This is a genomic window from Pedococcus sp. 5OH_020 (assembly GCF_027812955.1).
Taxonomy (GTDB): domain Bacteria; phylum Actinomycetota; class Actinomycetes; order Actinomycetales; family Dermatophilaceae; genus Pedococcus.
The window spans coordinates 284,542-299,672 of the sequence record NZ_JAPYZV010000001.1; the positions used below are offsets into that span (position 1 = coordinate 284,542).

14 protein-coding genes are annotated in these 15,131 nt (G+C 68.9%); 5 read left to right on the plus strand and 9 right to left on the minus strand.

The features are described from left to right. Positions 1–545: 545 nt before the first annotated feature. The 5 genes from PHA84_RS01250 to PHA84_RS01270 all read right to left on the minus strand — a co-directional run bounded on the left by PHA84_RS01250 (position 546) and on the right by PHA84_RS01270 (position 6,894). The gene (locus PHA84_RS01250; RefSeq protein WP_270886264.1) at positions 546–1,175 is read right to left on the minus strand and encodes a hypothetical protein; all 630 of its coding nucleotides are present in this window, start codon (positions 1,173–1,175) and stop codon (positions 546–548) included. Between the two features lie 133 nt (positions 1,176–1,308). Next, a complete protein-coding gene (locus tag PHA84_RS01255) occupies positions 1,309–2,151 on the minus strand; it encodes a hypothetical protein (RefSeq protein WP_270886265.1) in 843 nt (280 codons plus the stop codon). After that, positions 2,148–2,741: a DUF6978 family protein gene (locus PHA84_RS01260; protein WP_270886266.1), complete on the minus strand. Its 594-nt coding sequence runs from the start codon at positions 2,739–2,741 to the stop codon at positions 2,148–2,150. Before PHA84_RS01260 ends, PHA84_RS01255 begins: the two co-directional genes overlap by 4 nt. A gap of 1,706 nt (positions 2,742–4,447) precedes the next feature. Continuing rightward, a complete protein-coding gene (locus tag PHA84_RS01265) occupies positions 4,448–5,431 on the minus strand; it encodes a phage/plasmid replication domain-containing protein (protein WP_270886267.1) in 984 nt (327 codons plus the stop codon). A 398-nt stretch (positions 5,432–5,829) separates the two neighbouring features. Then, the gene (locus PHA84_RS01270) at positions 5,830–6,894 is read right to left on the minus strand and encodes a tyrosine-type recombinase/integrase (RefSeq protein ID WP_270886268.1); all 1,065 of its coding nucleotides are present in this window, start codon (positions 6,892–6,894) and stop codon (positions 5,830–5,832) included. Between the two features lie 146 nt (positions 6,895–7,040). Here PHA84_RS01270 and PHA84_RS01275 point away from each other — a divergent pair, with 146 nt between their 5' ends. From PHA84_RS01275 to PHA84_RS01285, 3 genes are all read left to right on the plus strand, one after another. Next, entirely contained in the window at positions 7,041–7,760 is a 720-nt protein-coding gene (locus tag PHA84_RS01275) for a lysophospholipid acyltransferase family protein (RefSeq protein ID WP_270886269.1), read from the plus strand. Positions 7,761–7,878: 118 nt separating this feature from the next. Further along, positions 7,879–9,189, plus strand: coding sequence for a Mur ligase family protein (locus tag PHA84_RS01280; protein ID WP_270886270.1), 1,311 nt, complete (start codon positions 7,879–7,881; stop codon positions 9,187–9,189). Between the two features lie 98 nt (positions 9,190–9,287). Then, positions 9,288–10,001: a cobalamin biosynthesis protein CobB gene (locus tag PHA84_RS01285; protein ID WP_270886692.1), complete on the plus strand. Its 714-nt coding sequence runs from the start codon at positions 9,288–9,290 to the stop codon at positions 9,999–10,001. A 21-nt stretch (positions 10,002–10,022) separates the two neighbouring features. On the opposite strand, the gene PHA84_RS01290 is transcribed toward PHA84_RS01285, so the two are convergent. Continuing rightward, the gene (locus PHA84_RS01290) at positions 10,023–11,075 is read right to left on the minus strand and encodes a lysylphosphatidylglycerol synthase transmembrane domain-containing protein (RefSeq protein ID WP_270886271.1); all 1,053 of its coding nucleotides are present in this window, start codon (positions 11,073–11,075) and stop codon (positions 10,023–10,025) included. Further along, a complete protein-coding gene (locus PHA84_RS01295) occupies positions 11,072–11,893 on the minus strand; it encodes a PIG-L deacetylase family protein (RefSeq protein WP_270886272.1) in 822 nt (273 codons plus the stop codon). Before PHA84_RS01295 ends, PHA84_RS01290 begins: the two co-directional genes overlap by 4 nt. A 35-nt stretch (positions 11,894–11,928) precedes the next feature. Here PHA84_RS01295 and PHA84_RS01300 point away from each other — a divergent pair, with 35 nt between their 5' ends. Next, complete coding sequence (locus tag PHA84_RS01300; RefSeq protein WP_270886273.1) at positions 11,929–13,056, plus strand: glycosyltransferase; 1,128 nt, start codon at positions 11,929–11,931, stop codon at positions 13,054–13,056. Further along, complete coding sequence (locus PHA84_RS01305; protein ID WP_270886274.1) at positions 13,053–13,817, plus strand: NUDIX hydrolase; 765 nt, start codon at positions 13,053–13,055, stop codon at positions 13,815–13,817. Before PHA84_RS01300 ends, PHA84_RS01305 begins: the two co-directional genes overlap by 4 nt. A gap of 10 nt (positions 13,818–13,827) precedes the next feature. On the opposite strand, the gene PHA84_RS01310 is transcribed toward PHA84_RS01305, so the two are convergent. Further along, positions 13,828–14,301: a hypothetical protein gene (locus PHA84_RS01310; protein WP_270886275.1), complete on the minus strand. Its 474-nt coding sequence runs from the start codon at positions 14,299–14,301 to the stop codon at positions 13,828–13,830. 5 nt (positions 14,302–14,306) lie between these two features. Beyond that, the coding region (locus tag PHA84_RS01315) for a LiaF domain-containing protein (RefSeq protein ID WP_270886276.1) at positions 14,307–15,131 on the minus strand (825 nt) is incomplete at its 5' end.

Consider the following 15,131-nt stretch of genomic DNA (forward strand, 5'->3'; position numbering starts at 1 on the left):
TCAAGTGGTTCGGTGGGTGGATACTCTAAGGTCACTTGTCACACGGCACACCCATCGAAAGGACTGGAGCGCAAGGGGGCGCTGGGCGTCGGGAGCCAATGGGTTCTTTGTCAGCAAGACCTTGGACGAGCCAATCCGGTCTTTCTAGCGGCGCAGACGAACTCCTGGTGGTTCTGGACGCTAAGTGACAACGGCGTCTGGGACTGGTTCCCTGAGACCGCCTTGAAGGAAGGGGCGAGTGACAGCCCTGCCAACGGCATTGCCGTCTGCGACTAGCCAAGCAGCACCCGCCTCCCTCCACATCGGAAGGGTTTGGCCCGAACACGTGACCCCGTCTGGATACCCACCATGGCGGGTTCCGAGCCCACAGCCCGGCTGTGCTCCGCCACCAGGTGCGCGGGAACCGCCTGAATGAACGCGAAGCCCGGCTGCTGAATGAAATTCGGCGTCACGCGGGCGTGGGAGCCGGACTTGCCGGGAGACCGAGCACGGCCCTCCGCCGAAAGCCCCCGATCAGCCGCACTTCTTCGGCGGTAGGTTTGGCGTCACGGGTGCCTTCGAAGTTCCATCCTGTGCCTGTTTTCCCGGTGATACCAGTCCACGGCGTCCGGGGACAGGTGGATGAGCAGGACCTTCGGATTGATCGAGGCGGCGGTGACGATGGAGGAAACCAAGTCGTCAATGTCTTCGAGACAGAGGACGTACGCGTCCACTTCCCGCCCCCCGAAATCGGCATACGCTCCTCTGCCGTATGGCAGCAAGGTCATCGCTTGTGCGACCGCGCGACCAGAAATCTGCGACCTACGGAAACCCGGGTAACGAATGTGCTCCCAATCGTCAAGGTCCGCCACCACCCCGTCGAAGCGGGCAAGGCTCGCCCGTGATTGGTCGCGGGCCTTGAAGTCCCTCCAGAGACGCCTGAGGTCATGCCCGTAGTTGGGAGGGGCCGCCCCCTCATGGGCGTCCCTGAGCAGGGCGTACTTCAGTAGCAACTCGACGCCATGGTGGAAGAGGTTCGCGGCGATGTGGGCGTGCTGAAGGAAGGCGAACCGTCCGGCAAGGTAGTACTCCATCCCCTGCGACACGAACTTGCTCAGGTCATCAGTTCTAGCGGGTGGCACGGGCTCTACCCTCTCAGTTCCGTCGTCGTGCTGGTCGCCGTCACGCTCCGGCATTGCCCGCCCGACCGCGCACCCTCCGGCCCTCTAGTCGTGGCGGGGCTCCTCGTGGTGACTGCCCCTGTCCGGGCCACCCCGCGCGCGCTCGGCCAGCAATCCTTCGCGTTCACACCTCCCACGACCGAGGGGGCTACCCCCAGAGCGGCAGGTGGATGTTCGCTGGGATCAGCACGGGGTCGTCCGGCGTCCCGGCCTCCTCTAGGAACCGCACGATCAGGTCGCGGTGCTCCCAGAAACCCACGAACGATACATCCCCAAGAGCCCTCACCCTGCCGGGTGCCCAGGAGTTCACCTTGCCGCCAAGCACCGTGAGGCGATGGGCCATCGGGATGTCGGCCCTCGCTGCCAACCCGAATGTGGCGAATGCATGGTCGAAGGCCTGCGTACGGGACGACGTCGATCCGGCCTGCACCAACACCTCTTCGCCTGAAGGCGTCTCGACCGTCATGGACGGTCGGATGACGAGACCCCGCCTCAGCGTTACCGGTGGCGACTTTCGGATCAGACCCATCTGTGGCCGCGAGCGAAGGTAGTCCTCCACCTCGTCGGCCAGCGAAAGACCTCGGTCCTGCGGCGGAACAGCGAGCACGCGCAGGGCATCGAGGGCTAGCAGGCCGTCCGCCAGCCGCGACAACGCGTGCGCTCCACGGGACAAGTCGGCCTGTACAAAGACCCGATCATCGAGTTCGCTGAGCCCGTAGATTCTGAGACTCTCCTCCCATAGAGCCGTGAAGATCGGATCTTCCACGTCGAAGCCGGCGTCGCGGAGCCGCAGCATCGCCTGTCCCCCGTCGCTGGCGACAATTGCCGCGCTCTCATCGACCCGAGCCAGTAGCCGGACCGGCTCGCCGTCGAACCACGTCCGACCCGTGCTGACCTCCACCACGTCCGGCCGTTCGGGGACTGTTCGACACTGCCAGCGGTACGCAGATGCCATTGCCGCAAGCACGCTGGAGATGTCGTCGCAGTTCATGGCACCTCCCACATCGTCGTGCCGCCCGGGACCCCGAAGTCTGCCAGCGGGGGATCGTTCCACACGTACTCCTCGCCAAGGAAAATGCGGACCTCGTTGGCGAAGGCCTCGAAGATTGCACGGTAGTCGTCGGGTGTGACAGGCGGGACCGCTGGGTCGTGAGGGATGGCATCGGGCGTGTATGCCCAACTGTTGTTGTCCTCCACCGTCCAGAGATGCTTGTGCGTCTCTCGCCCCCACACCTGCCCGTCGGGGTTCGCGTGATCGTCACGCATGTCGAGGCGGCGGATGGTCGCCGATCGCTCGTGGTGGTGCTTGTCTCCCCATGTCAGGACCCAATGGGACTGCCATGGGCGATCCACGTTGATGCGCGCGTCAAGGTAGAGCCGCTCCCTCGACTGGTTCCATACCGGAACCTTGGCTCGGACTTCTATGGGACGATCGTTTCGAGCGCGAGTGACTCCCCATTCGACGGGCTCGTTGATGAACTTCCACTGCTCCAGCAGTTGCTTGGCTTCGCTGTTGGTTAACCGCCGGTACTCGACCGCCGCGTCGGCAGCCACTCGCACTGCGCGCTCGATGTTCCTCACGCCGACCCCCTGCCTCGTTGGCGCAAAGGTACAGGCCGCGCGTGCCGTCATTGCGGATTTCGCCGTGCATCCAAACCCCGGCGCGGGCGCAGAATTCCGCCAGCGCGGGGGCACTCACTACTCCCATGGCCCTGCCCTGGAGGCCATCGGGATTCCCCCGCGCCGCACCCTCAGCACGTGAGGCGGGCGCGGAGCCTGAGGCCTAGACTTCTCGCAGTCGCGGGAGTCAGAGGGCGGGCGAAGAACCCCGCACGAGGTCGCCGCGGCATGCCGACTCGATCGGGAGGAGGTGGCCACCGTTGAGCGCCACCTCGACTAGTTGGAAAGCGGCCTAAGCGCGTCGGCATCCTCATCGACCGCCGCATCGACAGACGATTCGCCGTCGACCTGTCCAAGATCCATGGCGTGGCGGCTCGGGCGCTGGAAGAGGTCTACGGGCCAGATGGTGATCGCCCCGTGCCCGACGGGGGTTCCTGACGGACGCCGGGCGGCATGGACCCTCAAGAACCTCCCTTGACGACAACCACTGATGACGCCAACGGCTTCGCGCGGTGCGGGTTTGCTCGCCCGACCAAGTCTGGTGCAATGCCATCCCACATCTGTCCGACAAACGTCTGAGTCGCATACCTAGAGCCGCTCTCAAGGAGGGTTAGAGAAAGCGCCGTATTCGGCCGGTAGACAACGACATCCAACACGTAGGTTAGAGTGGCTCTAACCGTCCTTCATGGCGGAAGGTGATTTGACCCGGAAGAGGTCACTGGCGGTGTCATCTGGGCTCTTCGGTCGCCTTCTTGGCGTCCCTTCTTCGGCCTGATGCTGGCGAACGGGTCCACGGCGGCCTTGCGGGCTGCCGCGGCGCGGGCCGCGCCAGTGGTTTTGCCCAAGATGGTGGAACCGGTCCGTTCGGATACCGAAGTGGTCACGGCGTCGATGCGTCGGAGTCTCAGCCACAGTCGGTATTGCGTCTCGGAAAGCCCGATATACACGTCAGATGGGCGAGTCCGCCCTGCTGGTGGTGAGGTTCTTCTTCCAGGAGGACCGGTTGTGAGCAGACTCGGCAGATGACCGGCGTGCTCAGCCGTACGACAGCACACCGTGCGTGGGCCCATCCTTCAAAGCATCCAACGATGGGATCTCCTACCTCGATCGGTCGCCCGCATAAGGGGCACGCCCCAACCCTTTGAGCCCGCACAAGCCCCGCAAGCCCAGAGTTTTCCGCCTCCTGGGTCTGTCTGGCCTTCTGCTCCGCCGCCAGGTGTTGTCGCCAGGTGATACCCGGGGGCTTCGGGGCTTCCGAGGTCGGCGTGAGAACGAGCGGACCCTGGACGGCCACGCGACTGCTCCGCTGCCAGATCCAGTCAAACAGCACGAATCTACCGAGGAGTTCCTCGCCGTATTCGCGACTGTCGGGTCCGACAGCAAAGAAGGAACCTGCGGCCTCGGTGGAGAACTTCACGAGCGACTCGCCACTCTTGCGGATTCCGGTAGCAGTAACACCCGTGAAGATGGCGCAGGTGGTGCCTCCGGCTACGCGCCGTCGAATCGTGTGGCTGCCCATGGTCCTTGCGTGGCTGAGCGCGAACACCCAAGGCCGCGGTGCCGACCCGGTCGGTCTCGATGGAGTATTCACGCCGCTCCTCTCGGGACTTGGCGGACCGTGTCTGCCCACTCGCGTAGAACGGGCGACCGGAGATTGCTCATCCCGTTCATCGCGCGGACCGCAGCCGACCGGATTCGTAGTCCAGCACGACGGTCGGACCAGTTGCGCACGCCATGTCAGCAGCGCTGAGCCCCCACTGGCGGGCGAGCGCTCGATACTTGCGCAGTGTGTTTGGGCTCGTGGTGGGTTGGGGGAGACCAAGGGCCTCGGCCTTGAGCATCGCGAGAACGGCTCCGAAGAACCCGTAGTCAGGGCTCGCCGAAGTGGCCAAGCGCGTCATGACTTCGTCGACCTGGGGGGCTCCACCTACGGGGTTGTCGAAACCTGCTCGCTGGAAGTAGTGCTTGCGTACGTTCAAGAGGGATGCCTCGTTGAGGTCAGACACGGTTCTAACTCCCTTTTCCTTGAGGGCCTGGCTTCGGAGTTGTACCTCGAATCGGACGCGGCCACGCGCGGTGCGGGCTAGGCCATCGAGCCTCTTGCACCTGGTCGGATCGCGCTCCTGCCTTGCGAGGTGCAGGACTTGGGCGTGCTTGTCGTACAGGGACGCCCGCCATCTCTTCGGAGACTGTCTGGTCAGGGTGAGGATGCTTCCGCCCCCCTTGCTGTCACCGTAGATGCTGGGGTTGGCCGTCCGGGGCACATGAATGCGGGCCAAGCCTCGGAGTACGCGGTCCAGATGCGCTACTTCCGCGAAGTCTCGATCCAGGTCTAGCCTCGTGATTCGGAGGTCGTGAACGTCGACGCCCCAGTCGACGAACTCGGCAGCCTGGCCGTACAGGTCACTCACGAGCCGAACGGCCGTGCGCACGGAGACTGGGTCGAGGTTGTGACCATAGGCCAACGTTGGAAGCGACCGTTCGATAACGGCTCGGAGGCCCGTCGGTGTCATCCTGACGTCCAACTGACCGTCGATGAGCGGGACCTGGGTAGACGTGAAGGTGTCCCTGACCTCCCCCTGCCGGTCAACCGACCGCCTGAATCGCTCCTCGGCGATGCGGTGTCGATCAATTGGACCGCTGACCCTCACGGTGTCGATCAGGCGAGCATCGGTTTGGACTCGATGTTCAGAATCTGAGGAGTTCCGCGACCTGTTAGTAAAGGAGGCGGGCTGTGGCTTGTGCGCCTGTGGATGTTCATAGATGATTGTCAATGTGTCGCCGTCTCTTCGGACCGAGACTGGGGACTGCATCCACGAGGACCATCGCTGCCAGGCGGTGGTCCTCGATGCATCCCAGCCCAGGGAGGCAGGTACCTCCCCTTCTTCCGAAGGGCCAGCGCACCTCCAGCGACAGGTCGCAGGCCCGATTTTGGCGGAAAGTCGCCAATTTGGTGGGATTCGTCCTCCGTGGGTCTCCCGCTTGGCACCCGTGTCGCTTTCCGCCATGGCATCGTGGTTCGCTGTCCGAGGGTGGAGGGAGTGCCTGTTCATCCGGCAACTGCCCTGGGACGCATGTCGAGGACCTGGCTGTCCGTGGGGCGAGGCAGGAGTGAACGTCCTCGAAGCGACGTATCGCGAGCGCGCCTTTCGGAGGCCACACCCAAGTAGGTCTCAGTGGTCGATAGGTTTGAGTGGTGAAGCAATGTCATCACCACGCGGATCGCCCCGTCGTGGCCGTCCTCGGCCGCCAGGGTTTCGTAGTATGCGCGCGCCACTGCTCGGCGAACCGTGTGGATTCCTTCGCCCCGGGTGGGAAGGCCTACTGCCTCCAGCGCGTCTTTGGCGATGCAATGCAGTTTCGATGCGGGCTTGCTCGGCACATAGGTGCTGGGGATGTGGTCGCGGACTTTGGCACCGTCTGGACCGCTCCACCGATAGCGTGGGCCAGTCATGGCGGGAACCAGGTGGTCCTCGGGGTGAAGAGGGCGCTTGACTGCGCGCGCGTACATCGACAGCCAGGCGCGCATCTCCTCGCGCAGATCCGCAGTCACAGGCATGTCATCCTCGACCTGGGACTTGCTCACCCAGACGCGCAGGGTCATTGTGCCGAGGTCGAGATCTCCGACCGTGAGTCGAGCGATCTCGCCCGCACGCAACCCGGTGTTCATCGCCAATGCCAGAACCGCTCGATCACGCGGTTCGTGGCAAGAGTCCAGCATCGCCCAAAGGTGGTCGGGGCTCGGCTGCTGGCGGACCTTGCGTGGCACCCGCATCGGCGGCACGTGAGCAAGCCAATCTGCGCGAGTCAGGCCACGAGCCACTGCCCAACGGTGCAGCGAGGCAATCCGGGTCCGGTAGAAGTTGTGAGTGCTGGCCTGGACGGGGGCGCGCTCGGTGCCGGTTCTGTCCGTATGAGGGGACAGGACCGTGGCGAACCACCTTTCGACGTGCTCCGCGGTGACGTTGCGGGTCTGAATGTCCCGGCCGCCTGCCAACGTGGTGACGAAGCGACGCAGGACGAAGGACTCGTTCCTGACTGTGCTCGGCGAGTACCGAGCCGAGCGCGCGGCGAGGTAGTCCTCTACCGTCTGGCGAAGCGATGGTGCAGACACGTCCCCTCCTGGGGGTTTGGGCGTCTGGCGGACCACCGTTTTACCTGGGCAGAGTCTACCGGATGGGACGAAAGGCACTCTCTCCCAACTATTCTCATAACGGCTATAGCGATCTTTGCTAGAGCCGATCGAGTGGGAGTAGCCGCATGAGCGTGCAGGACACGGTCAGCCGTGCGGTCATGCGCCACGTCGTCATCGGTCCGCCGCTGCGGCTCGTCACCCGGCTCTCGGTCGAGGGGCGCCACCACGTCCCGCGGGACGGTGCTCTCATCGTCGCCTCGAACCACCTCTCGTTCATCGACTCGATCGTCATCCCGCTCGCGTCCGGACGGCAGGTGCACTTCCTGGGCAAGTCCGAGTACTTCCACGGGACGGGCCCCAAGGGCGCGGCGGTCCGGTGGTTCCACAAAGCCGCCGGGACGATCCCGGTCGACCGGTCCGACCCGCGGGCCGCGGCGGCGTCCCTGGAGCTCGCGGAGCAGGTGCTGCTGCGGGGGGAGGCCTTCGGCGTCTACCCCGAGGGCACCCGTTCTCCCGACGGCCGGCTCCACCGTGGGCGGACCGGGGTGGCCAGGATGGCTCTGGCCACCGGCGCCACCCTGCTGCCGTGTGCGGTCATCGGGACCGACAAGGTGCAGCCACCGGGCTCCAACGGGGTACGGCCGGGCAAGGTGAAGGTCCGGTTCGGGCCCCCGGTCGACGTCGCGGCGCTGCAGCAGCGGTACCAGAAGGCCGCGCTGCTGCGTGCCGTCACGGACGCGGTGATGGACGCCATCGCGGAGCTGTCCGGCCAGGAGCGATCCGGCCAGTACGCCTCGGACGTCAGGGCCGCCTTCGGCACGGCGGCGGGCGAGCTCCCCGAGTGACGGACGCGTCGGTCGTCAGCGAGCTGCCGGGCTGACGGCGCGCCGCTGCGCGCTGGGCCGCCTGCCGACGGCACGGCGGTGGCCGGGCCGGCTGCCTGGGACGGTTAGGGTTTGTCGCGTGTTGAGGACGACGGCGGCCGTGGTCGCGGGCAAGGCGGCGCGGGCCGCGTCGCGGCTGCGCGGCGGTGGGTCTGCCCTTCCCGGTCTGGTGGCAGAGCGGGTCGACCCGGGCTTCCTCGCCCATGCCCTGGCGGACGTGCCGGGCGGCATCGTCGTCGTCAGCGGCACCAACGGCAAGACGACGACGACGAAGATGCTCGTGGCCGTGCTGCGGGCCCACGGTCGCTCTGTCTTCACCAACCCCACCGGCAGCAACTTCACCCGCGGCGTGATCTCCTCCATGCTGGGCGAGCTTCCCCTCCGGGGCCGGCTCAGCGCCGACCTCGCTGTCCTGGAGCTGGACGAGGCACACGCGCTGAAGTTCGCTGCCGGCGTCAGGCCTACCCACGCCCTGCTGCTCAACGTGGCCCGCGACCAGCTGGACCGCTTCGCCGAGATCGACCACACCGCCCGGCTGCTGGCCACCCTCGGCGAGCAGACCACCACAGGGGTGGTCCTCAACCTCGACGACTCGTTCGTGTCGAGGATCCGCGACCGGGTCGCGCCGGGGGTGGTCGTGCGGTACTTCGGCGTGGACGCCTCGATCGCCGACCGCCTGCCCGAGCTCCAGGAGCAGGACGTCCGCTTTGACGACGACTTCACACCGCCGGTCGCAGGTCCCGACGACGGGCTCCTGCGGCCGCTGGACGACCGGACGTTCGAGGTGCTGTTCGGGCAGGACGGCTCGGCGAAGGTGGGCCCCGTGGAGCTGCGCCAGCGGGGGCTCGCCGCCATGATCAACGCGACGGCCGCCGTGTCCATGGCCCGGATGCTGATGGCCGACGCCTTCGACCCGGCCCTGGCGGCCGACGCCCTCGAGGCGGTCACGCCACCGTTCGGCCGGGGCGAGGTCGTCCTGGTCGACGGCCAGCCGCTCGAGCTCGTACTCGTGAAGAACCCGGCCGGCTTCACGGTCGCTCTTGCGACGTACGGCTCGACGCCGGTGGCGACGATGATCGCGATCAACGACAACTACGCGGACGGTCGCGACGTCTCGTGGCTCTACGACGTGAGCTTCGAGAGCCTGCGCGAGCGCGGCGTGGCTCTCACCAGCGGGGTCCGTGCCTACGACATGGCCCTGCGGCTGGACTACGACGACGTGCCGGTGGGCCGGGTGGAGACAGAGCTGGACCGGGCCCTGGACGACTTCCTGCGCGACCATCCTTCGGAGCCGAAGCGGATCTTCTGCACCTACACGGCGATGATGGCACTGCGCCGTACGCTCGCCGCCCGGTACGACCTGCCCGACATCGGCGAGGAGGCCTCGTGAGCCCGACCGACGGCAAAGGCGACCAGGACGTCGTCGTCCCCGGGGAGACCGATGGGTCCTCCCGGCTTCCCGACCACGCGCACGAGGGCAAGGGCGCGATCCACGTCGTCCACCTCTACCCGCGCGAGATGAGCATCTACGGCGACCTCGGCAACACCCGGACGCTGGCGGCGCGCATCCGGCGCCACGGGTACAGTCCGGTGGTCCACCAGCACCATCCCGGGGGGCGGTTCCCCGAGCAGGCCCACCTGGTCCTCGGCGGCGGCGGCCAGGACTCGGGGCAGGTCCGCGTCGAGGCCGACCTGGAGCACATCTCCGACCGCCTGCGCGCCCTGGCCCGGAGTGGCGCGCCGATGCTCATGATCTGCGGGATGTACCAGCTGTTCGGCAATGCCTTCATCACCGTGGACGGCACCCGGCTTCCCGGGCTGGGGATCCTCGACGTGACGACCCACGGCAATGCCAAGCGGATGATCGGTCCGGTGGTCCTCACCACCGAGCTCGGCGACGTGGTGGGCTACGAGAACCACTCGGGGTCCACGACGCTCGGGGCCGGACAGGCGCCCTTCGGGACTGTCCGGGCCGGCTTCGGCAACAACGGCACCGACCGGACCGAAGGCGCTCGCACCGCCAACGTCATCGGGTCCTACCTGCACGGCCCGATCCTGCCGGCCAACCCGGCCATCGCCGACCACCTCATCGGGCTTGCGGCGGAGCTGGCGACGGGCCGCCCGTTCGAGCCGGAGCTGCTGGACGACGCGATCGCGCACGAGGCCCGCAACCGGCAGGTCAGGCGGCTCGTCAGGCGCTGACCCTGCGTACCCGAGACCAGCTCAGCCCGGCGGGCTCGCGGTCAGCTCCACGGGCTCCTTCTTGGGGCTCAGCGACCACGCCAGCCAGCCGAGGGCTCCCAGCGGCAGCTCGATGAAGTGCGTGAAGACGGAGAACAGCACGGCTCCGGCCACCGCCTCCGGCGGGTTCGCGCCCCAGCCGACGAGTGCCGCCACGGTCAGCGACTCGGTGACGCCGAGTCCTCCGGGAGTGACGCCCACCGCCGTGGCCAGCCGACCGATGGCGTACGCCGCGAAGAGCTGACCGTAGAAGAGCCGGACACCGGTGGTGTGCATGCAGATGAGGAACAGGACGAAGTAGACGCCGAAGAAGCCGACCAGTCCGAGGGTCATCACGAGCCAGCCGCTGCGCACGACGTCGTTGATGCGCGCGCGCAGGTCCAGCACGAGAGCCTGGACGCTCATGGTGCGGCGGCGCCAGAACCGGCCCAGCGCCCTGTCCACCCCCCTGCCGATGGCCACGGCGGCCCGCTCGGAGACGATGACGGAGACGAAGGCTGCCAGCAGCAGCACCCCGGTGACTGTGCCCGCGATGGCTGCGTCCACCAGGGCACGGGGCACGTCCGGGCCCGTCCCGGCGAGCAGAGCCACGATGGCGACGAGCGGCAGGGCTATCCGGGCCAGCACGTTCCAGACGCCGGTCACGATCGCTGAGGTGGAGATGGCCCGTCGCGAGAACCCCCAGGACCGGCAGATGGTGTACGTCGCCGCCAGTCCGACCGCCCCGCCGCCCGGCAGCAGGTTGCCTACTGAGGACCCCGCGACGTTGACGATCAACGCCTGCCAGTGCCGCAGCCCGCGCATGGACCCGGTGAGGGTGAACGTGTAGCAGTAGAGGCCGATGACCACCCCGCCGAGCAGGATCACGGCCGTGACGGGGGGAACCCGGGCGAGCACCGTCCAGACGGCGCTCCACGACGTCTTCCCGAAGTGGGGCAGGCCCCAGACGAGCAGGGTCGCTGCCAGCCCGAGCCCGACGGTGCCCTGGACCACCTCGCGGACGCGGGAGTGACTGCTGCGCCGGCGAACCGTCATGGCAGACCCTCGAAGACGTCGCCGGCGACAGGCAGCCCCGCGGGACGTGCCGGGTCGACGTACCACTCACGGCCGAACACCACGTCGAACAGCGGCCGGGGGATCCGCAGGAACGCCGCGAGCGTCCTGTCGGCGTTGCCATCTGCGCTCGCCTGGGACGCGTGCGCGCGCATGGCGGCCCGCTTGGCCGCGGCGAACCGGCGCACACTGACGCGGTGGGTGATCTCGTCGCGGGCACTGAACGCGCGCCCGAAGGCCTCGCGGTCGAACTCCGGTGGGAAGCGGTAGAACCGTGCGGCGAGGTCGACGGCCCTTGCGATGGTGTCCCGCGGGACCGTTGCCTGCAGGACACGCGGCGTGCCGGCCAGCTGGGCCGCGCGGGCACCGACCTCGTGCACCCGGACGTGGTCGCGGTGACCGTAGCCACCGTTGCGGTCGTAGCTGAGCAGCACCGAGGCGTTCTCCTCGGCGAGGACCAGCGCCAGCCGCGCAGCGGCCTCCTCGAGGGGAGCCCGCACGAAGCGCGCCCGGTCGGGCGGGTCGGGCGGTGGGTCTCCCTCCAGCCCGCTGTCCGCGTAGCCGAGGTACACCAGACGAGAGACCCCCAGCGCAGTGGCAGACCTGCGCAGCTCCTCCAGCCGTCTGCCCCCCAGGTCGCCGGACCCGCCATAGGCGCGGGACGCCAGCCCGAGGTCACCGTCGGTCGCCACGACCAGGACGACGCGATGACCCTGCGCCGCTGCGCGCGCCATCGTCCCGGACGTGAGCAGCGCCTCGTCGTCGGGGTGGGCGTGGAAGGCCACGAGCGTGTGCGTCATCACCCGCCATCCTGTCGCATGGGAGGCTCTTGCCCGTGAAGGTGGCCCTGCTGACCGACTGTTACCTGCCCCGCCTGGGCGGGATCGAGGTGCAGACACACGACCTCGCTGCCAAGCTCGCCGCCCGGGGACACGCCGTCGAGGTGTTCACGGCCTCGCCCGGCAGACGGGGACAGCGGCGAGGCGTCGTCGAACAGGTTGACGGTATCCCGGTGCACCGCATGGCGATCCGGCTGCCCTGGGAGCTTCCGGTCAACCCCTTCGCCCCCCCGGGGGTCCGCCGCAGGCTCAGGGACGGTGGCTTCGATGTCGCTCACGTCCACATGGGCGTGGTGAGCCCGTTCGCGACCGACCTCGTCGAGGTGGCACTCGGGCTGGGGCTGCCCACAGCCGTGACGTGGCACTGCCTCATGGAGCGCTCCCGGCCGCTGTTCCGGCTGCTGGGGCACGCCCGGCGGTGGGGCGCCCGGGGCGCCGCCCTGACTGCCGTCTCCGGGGTCGCCGCCGCCGCCGTCCAGGCCGTGGTCGGGCCCGGAAGCGAGGTGCGGGTACTGCCCAACGGCATCGACTTCGGCCACTGGCGTCCGCCGGTCCTGCGAGACCTTCGGCCGGATGACGCCGTGGAGGTGGTGGCCGCCATGCGGTTCGCGGTGCGCAAGCGACCCCTGGCCGTGCTCCGGGTCGCCGCCCGTGCCCGGGACCTCGTGCCACCCGAGCAGCCGCTGCGGCTCACGCTCTACGGCGAGGGCCCTGAACGGGGCCGGCTCGAGCGGTTCGTGACGGCGCACGGGATGGCGGACTGGGTGACGCTGCCGGGACGCGTCAGCCGGGAGGAGCTGAGGGCGCGCTACTGGGAGAGCGACGTCTACCTGACTCCTGCGCGCCTCGAGGCTTTCGGCCTCGCGGCGCTGGAGGCGCGGGCTGCCGGCCTGCCGGTGCTCGCGAGGGACGGCACCGGTGTCGGCGACTTCGTCGTCGACGGCGTCAACGGCCTGCTGGGCGCGGACGACGAGGACCTGGCCCGGGGTCTGGCTCGCCTGACGCTCGACCACGAGCTTCGCGGTCGCATGGCACGGGAGAACGCGCAGGTCACCCCGGCGCAGGACTGGCCCACGGTGGCCGCCGCGGCGGAGGAGGAGTACCGACGGGCCGGCGCGTCGTGAGGGCGCAGAGCCGGATCGTCGTCCGCGCCTCGCTGGCGTCGGGGAAGCCGGTGGTGGAGTTCGTGCTGGAGCACGGCGCGGACCCGGTCCGCCAGCTCCTTGGCACGGGCTGGGCGGAGCCGGTGCTGCAGGACGCCCGCCGCCAGTACGACGGGTCGCTGGCGCTCGAGTACTCGGTCGTCGACGCCAGGACCGGCGCAGTCCCTGGCCCGACGACCGACGGGGCCACCGGCGCAGGCGGCTCGGGCGGCGGGTCCGCAGGTGCATCCGTGGTACGGACGGACCCGGGACTGGTGCTCGCGCCAGGGGAGACGGCTCATCCCCACCAGCGCACCGCGGCGTATGCCGTGGTGCGCAGCGACCGAGGGGTGCTGTTGACCGAGCTCTCCGACCGCACGTCGGCACCGGGCCGCTGGACCCTGCCCGGCGGCGGCCTTGACCCGGGCGAAGAGCCGGTCGCGGCGCTTCACCGAGAGGTCTGGGAGGAGAGTGGCCAGCGCGTCGACCGCGTCCAGCTCCTCGAGGTGCAGACATCGCACTGGGTCGGCCGGGCCCCGAGTGGACGGCTGGAGGACTTCCACGCGGTACGGATCGTGTATGCCGCGCGCTGCCCTTCTCCCACCGACCCCGTCGTCCACGACGTCGGCGGGTCCACCGCCTCGGTCGCCTGGGTGCCCCTTGCGTCCGTCCCGGCGTACCACCTCGGGGCGTCCTTCGCCCCACACCTCGGCCGGTGGCTGGCCCTGGCGGGCACAGCCTGAGCCGTGGGGGTCAGCCGCGCGCCCTGCGCCGTGAGGTCAGCAGGCCCAGGAGCCCGAGGGCGACGAGGACGCCCCCGGCGACGGTGATGCCCAGTGGGCCGACGTTTCCCCAGTCGATCTTGAGCCCGCCGACCTCCTGCCCCAGGGCGAGTCCGGCCACCACCAGGCAGACCAGCCCCAGCAGGATCGCGGGGGCGTGCGGACCGCTCGGGCGAGCTGGGGTGGGAGTCTGCGACCACGCGGGGGCGTCCCGACGCGTGGTGGGCGTGCTCCAGGGGACGGACTGCCCGATGGGCGCTGTCTCCGTGGAGCCGAAGGCGAACGGCATGGTGACGGACGTGCGTGGCTCCGGGGTCGTGTACGAGGGCGCCTCCGAGGTGGTGGTGGAGGAGGACGCCTCAGGTGTCGTGTCGGACGGTGTCTGCGGCTGGGTGTCGGGCTGCGCCTGCGGCTGGTTGTCGGAGCTGTCCGGGGTGTCGTTCATGCTGGTCACTCCTTGCCGATGAGGATCTGGCCGAGGCCCACGTGGGCGGTCACGACGACGTCGGGACTGCCGGTGCCGAAGGTCTCGGTGGTGCTGATGTCCCGGCCGCCACGCTGGGAGGAGGAGCCGGAGCCGAACAGGTCGGGCTGGTCCACCTCGGCCGAGGGGCTTGCCGGGAGTGCGCCGGCGGCGACCTGCGAGATGTCGCCGGCGCCGACCGAGCTGCGGACCTCGACGGTCAGATTCTGCGGGATGCGGATGCGCAGCTCACCGATGCCGATACCCGCGTCGATCCGTCGTTGCTGCTCGGCGTTGGGCACGGCGGTGAGGTCCAGCTCGCCCGTGCCGATGCCCAAGCGGTAGCGGCCGGTGGTGTCCGCGGCCGAAGGGCGCCAGAGCCGGTCGCCGACGCCGCCGCCGAAGCTGAGGTTGGGCACCACGGAGGCGGTCCACGTCGTCAGCGTGAGCACGATGGCGATGAAGCCGGTGAGTCCGGCGCGGCGGCCCACGACCCCCATGACGAGGACCGCTGCACCGACGACCGCCAGGGCGACGGCCAACGCCACCGTGTCGCCGCTTCCGGCCCAGTGGTTCTGCTCGTGCGCCCACAGAGTCAGGCCGTAGGCCGCGAGTGCCACGCCGCTGACGAGCACCGCACCCAGGAACCCGGCGCTGCGACGCCGTGGCGCGCGAGGCGGCCGCGGCGGGCGCGGCGGACGCCGCGACATCGTCGGTGCAGGAGGCACCGGCGGGACGGGCGAGCCGGGAGACGCTGTGACGGCGACGCCCGGCGCAGTGGTGCCGAACGCAGCAGTGCTGAAGGCGGTGGT

Excerpts from the sequence above, each read along its gene's own strand:
- PHA84_RS01310 (WP_270886275.1), bottom strand. The coding sequence starts at position 14,301 with ATGAACGACACCCCGGACAGCTCCGACAACCAGCCGCAGGCGCAGCCC.
- PHA84_RS01295 (WP_270886272.1), bottom strand. The coding sequence starts at position 11,893 with ATGACGCACACGCTCGTGGCCTTCCACGCCCACCCCGACGACGAGGCG.
- PHA84_RS01290 (WP_270886271.1), bottom strand. The coding sequence starts at position 11,075 with ATGACGGTTCGCCGGCGCAGCAGTCACTCCCGCGTCCGCGAGGTGGTC.
- PHA84_RS01250 (WP_270886264.1), bottom strand. The coding sequence starts at position 1,175 with ATGCCGGAGCGTGACGGCGACCAGCACGACGACGGAACTGAGAGGGTA.
- PHA84_RS01275 (WP_270886269.1), top strand. The coding sequence starts at position 7,041 with ATGAGCGTGCAGGACACGGTCAGCCGTGCGGTCATGCGCCACGTCGTC.
- PHA84_RS01255 (WP_270886265.1), bottom strand. The coding sequence starts at position 2,151 with ATGAACTGCGACGACATCTCCAGCGTGCTTGCGGCAATGGCATCTGCG.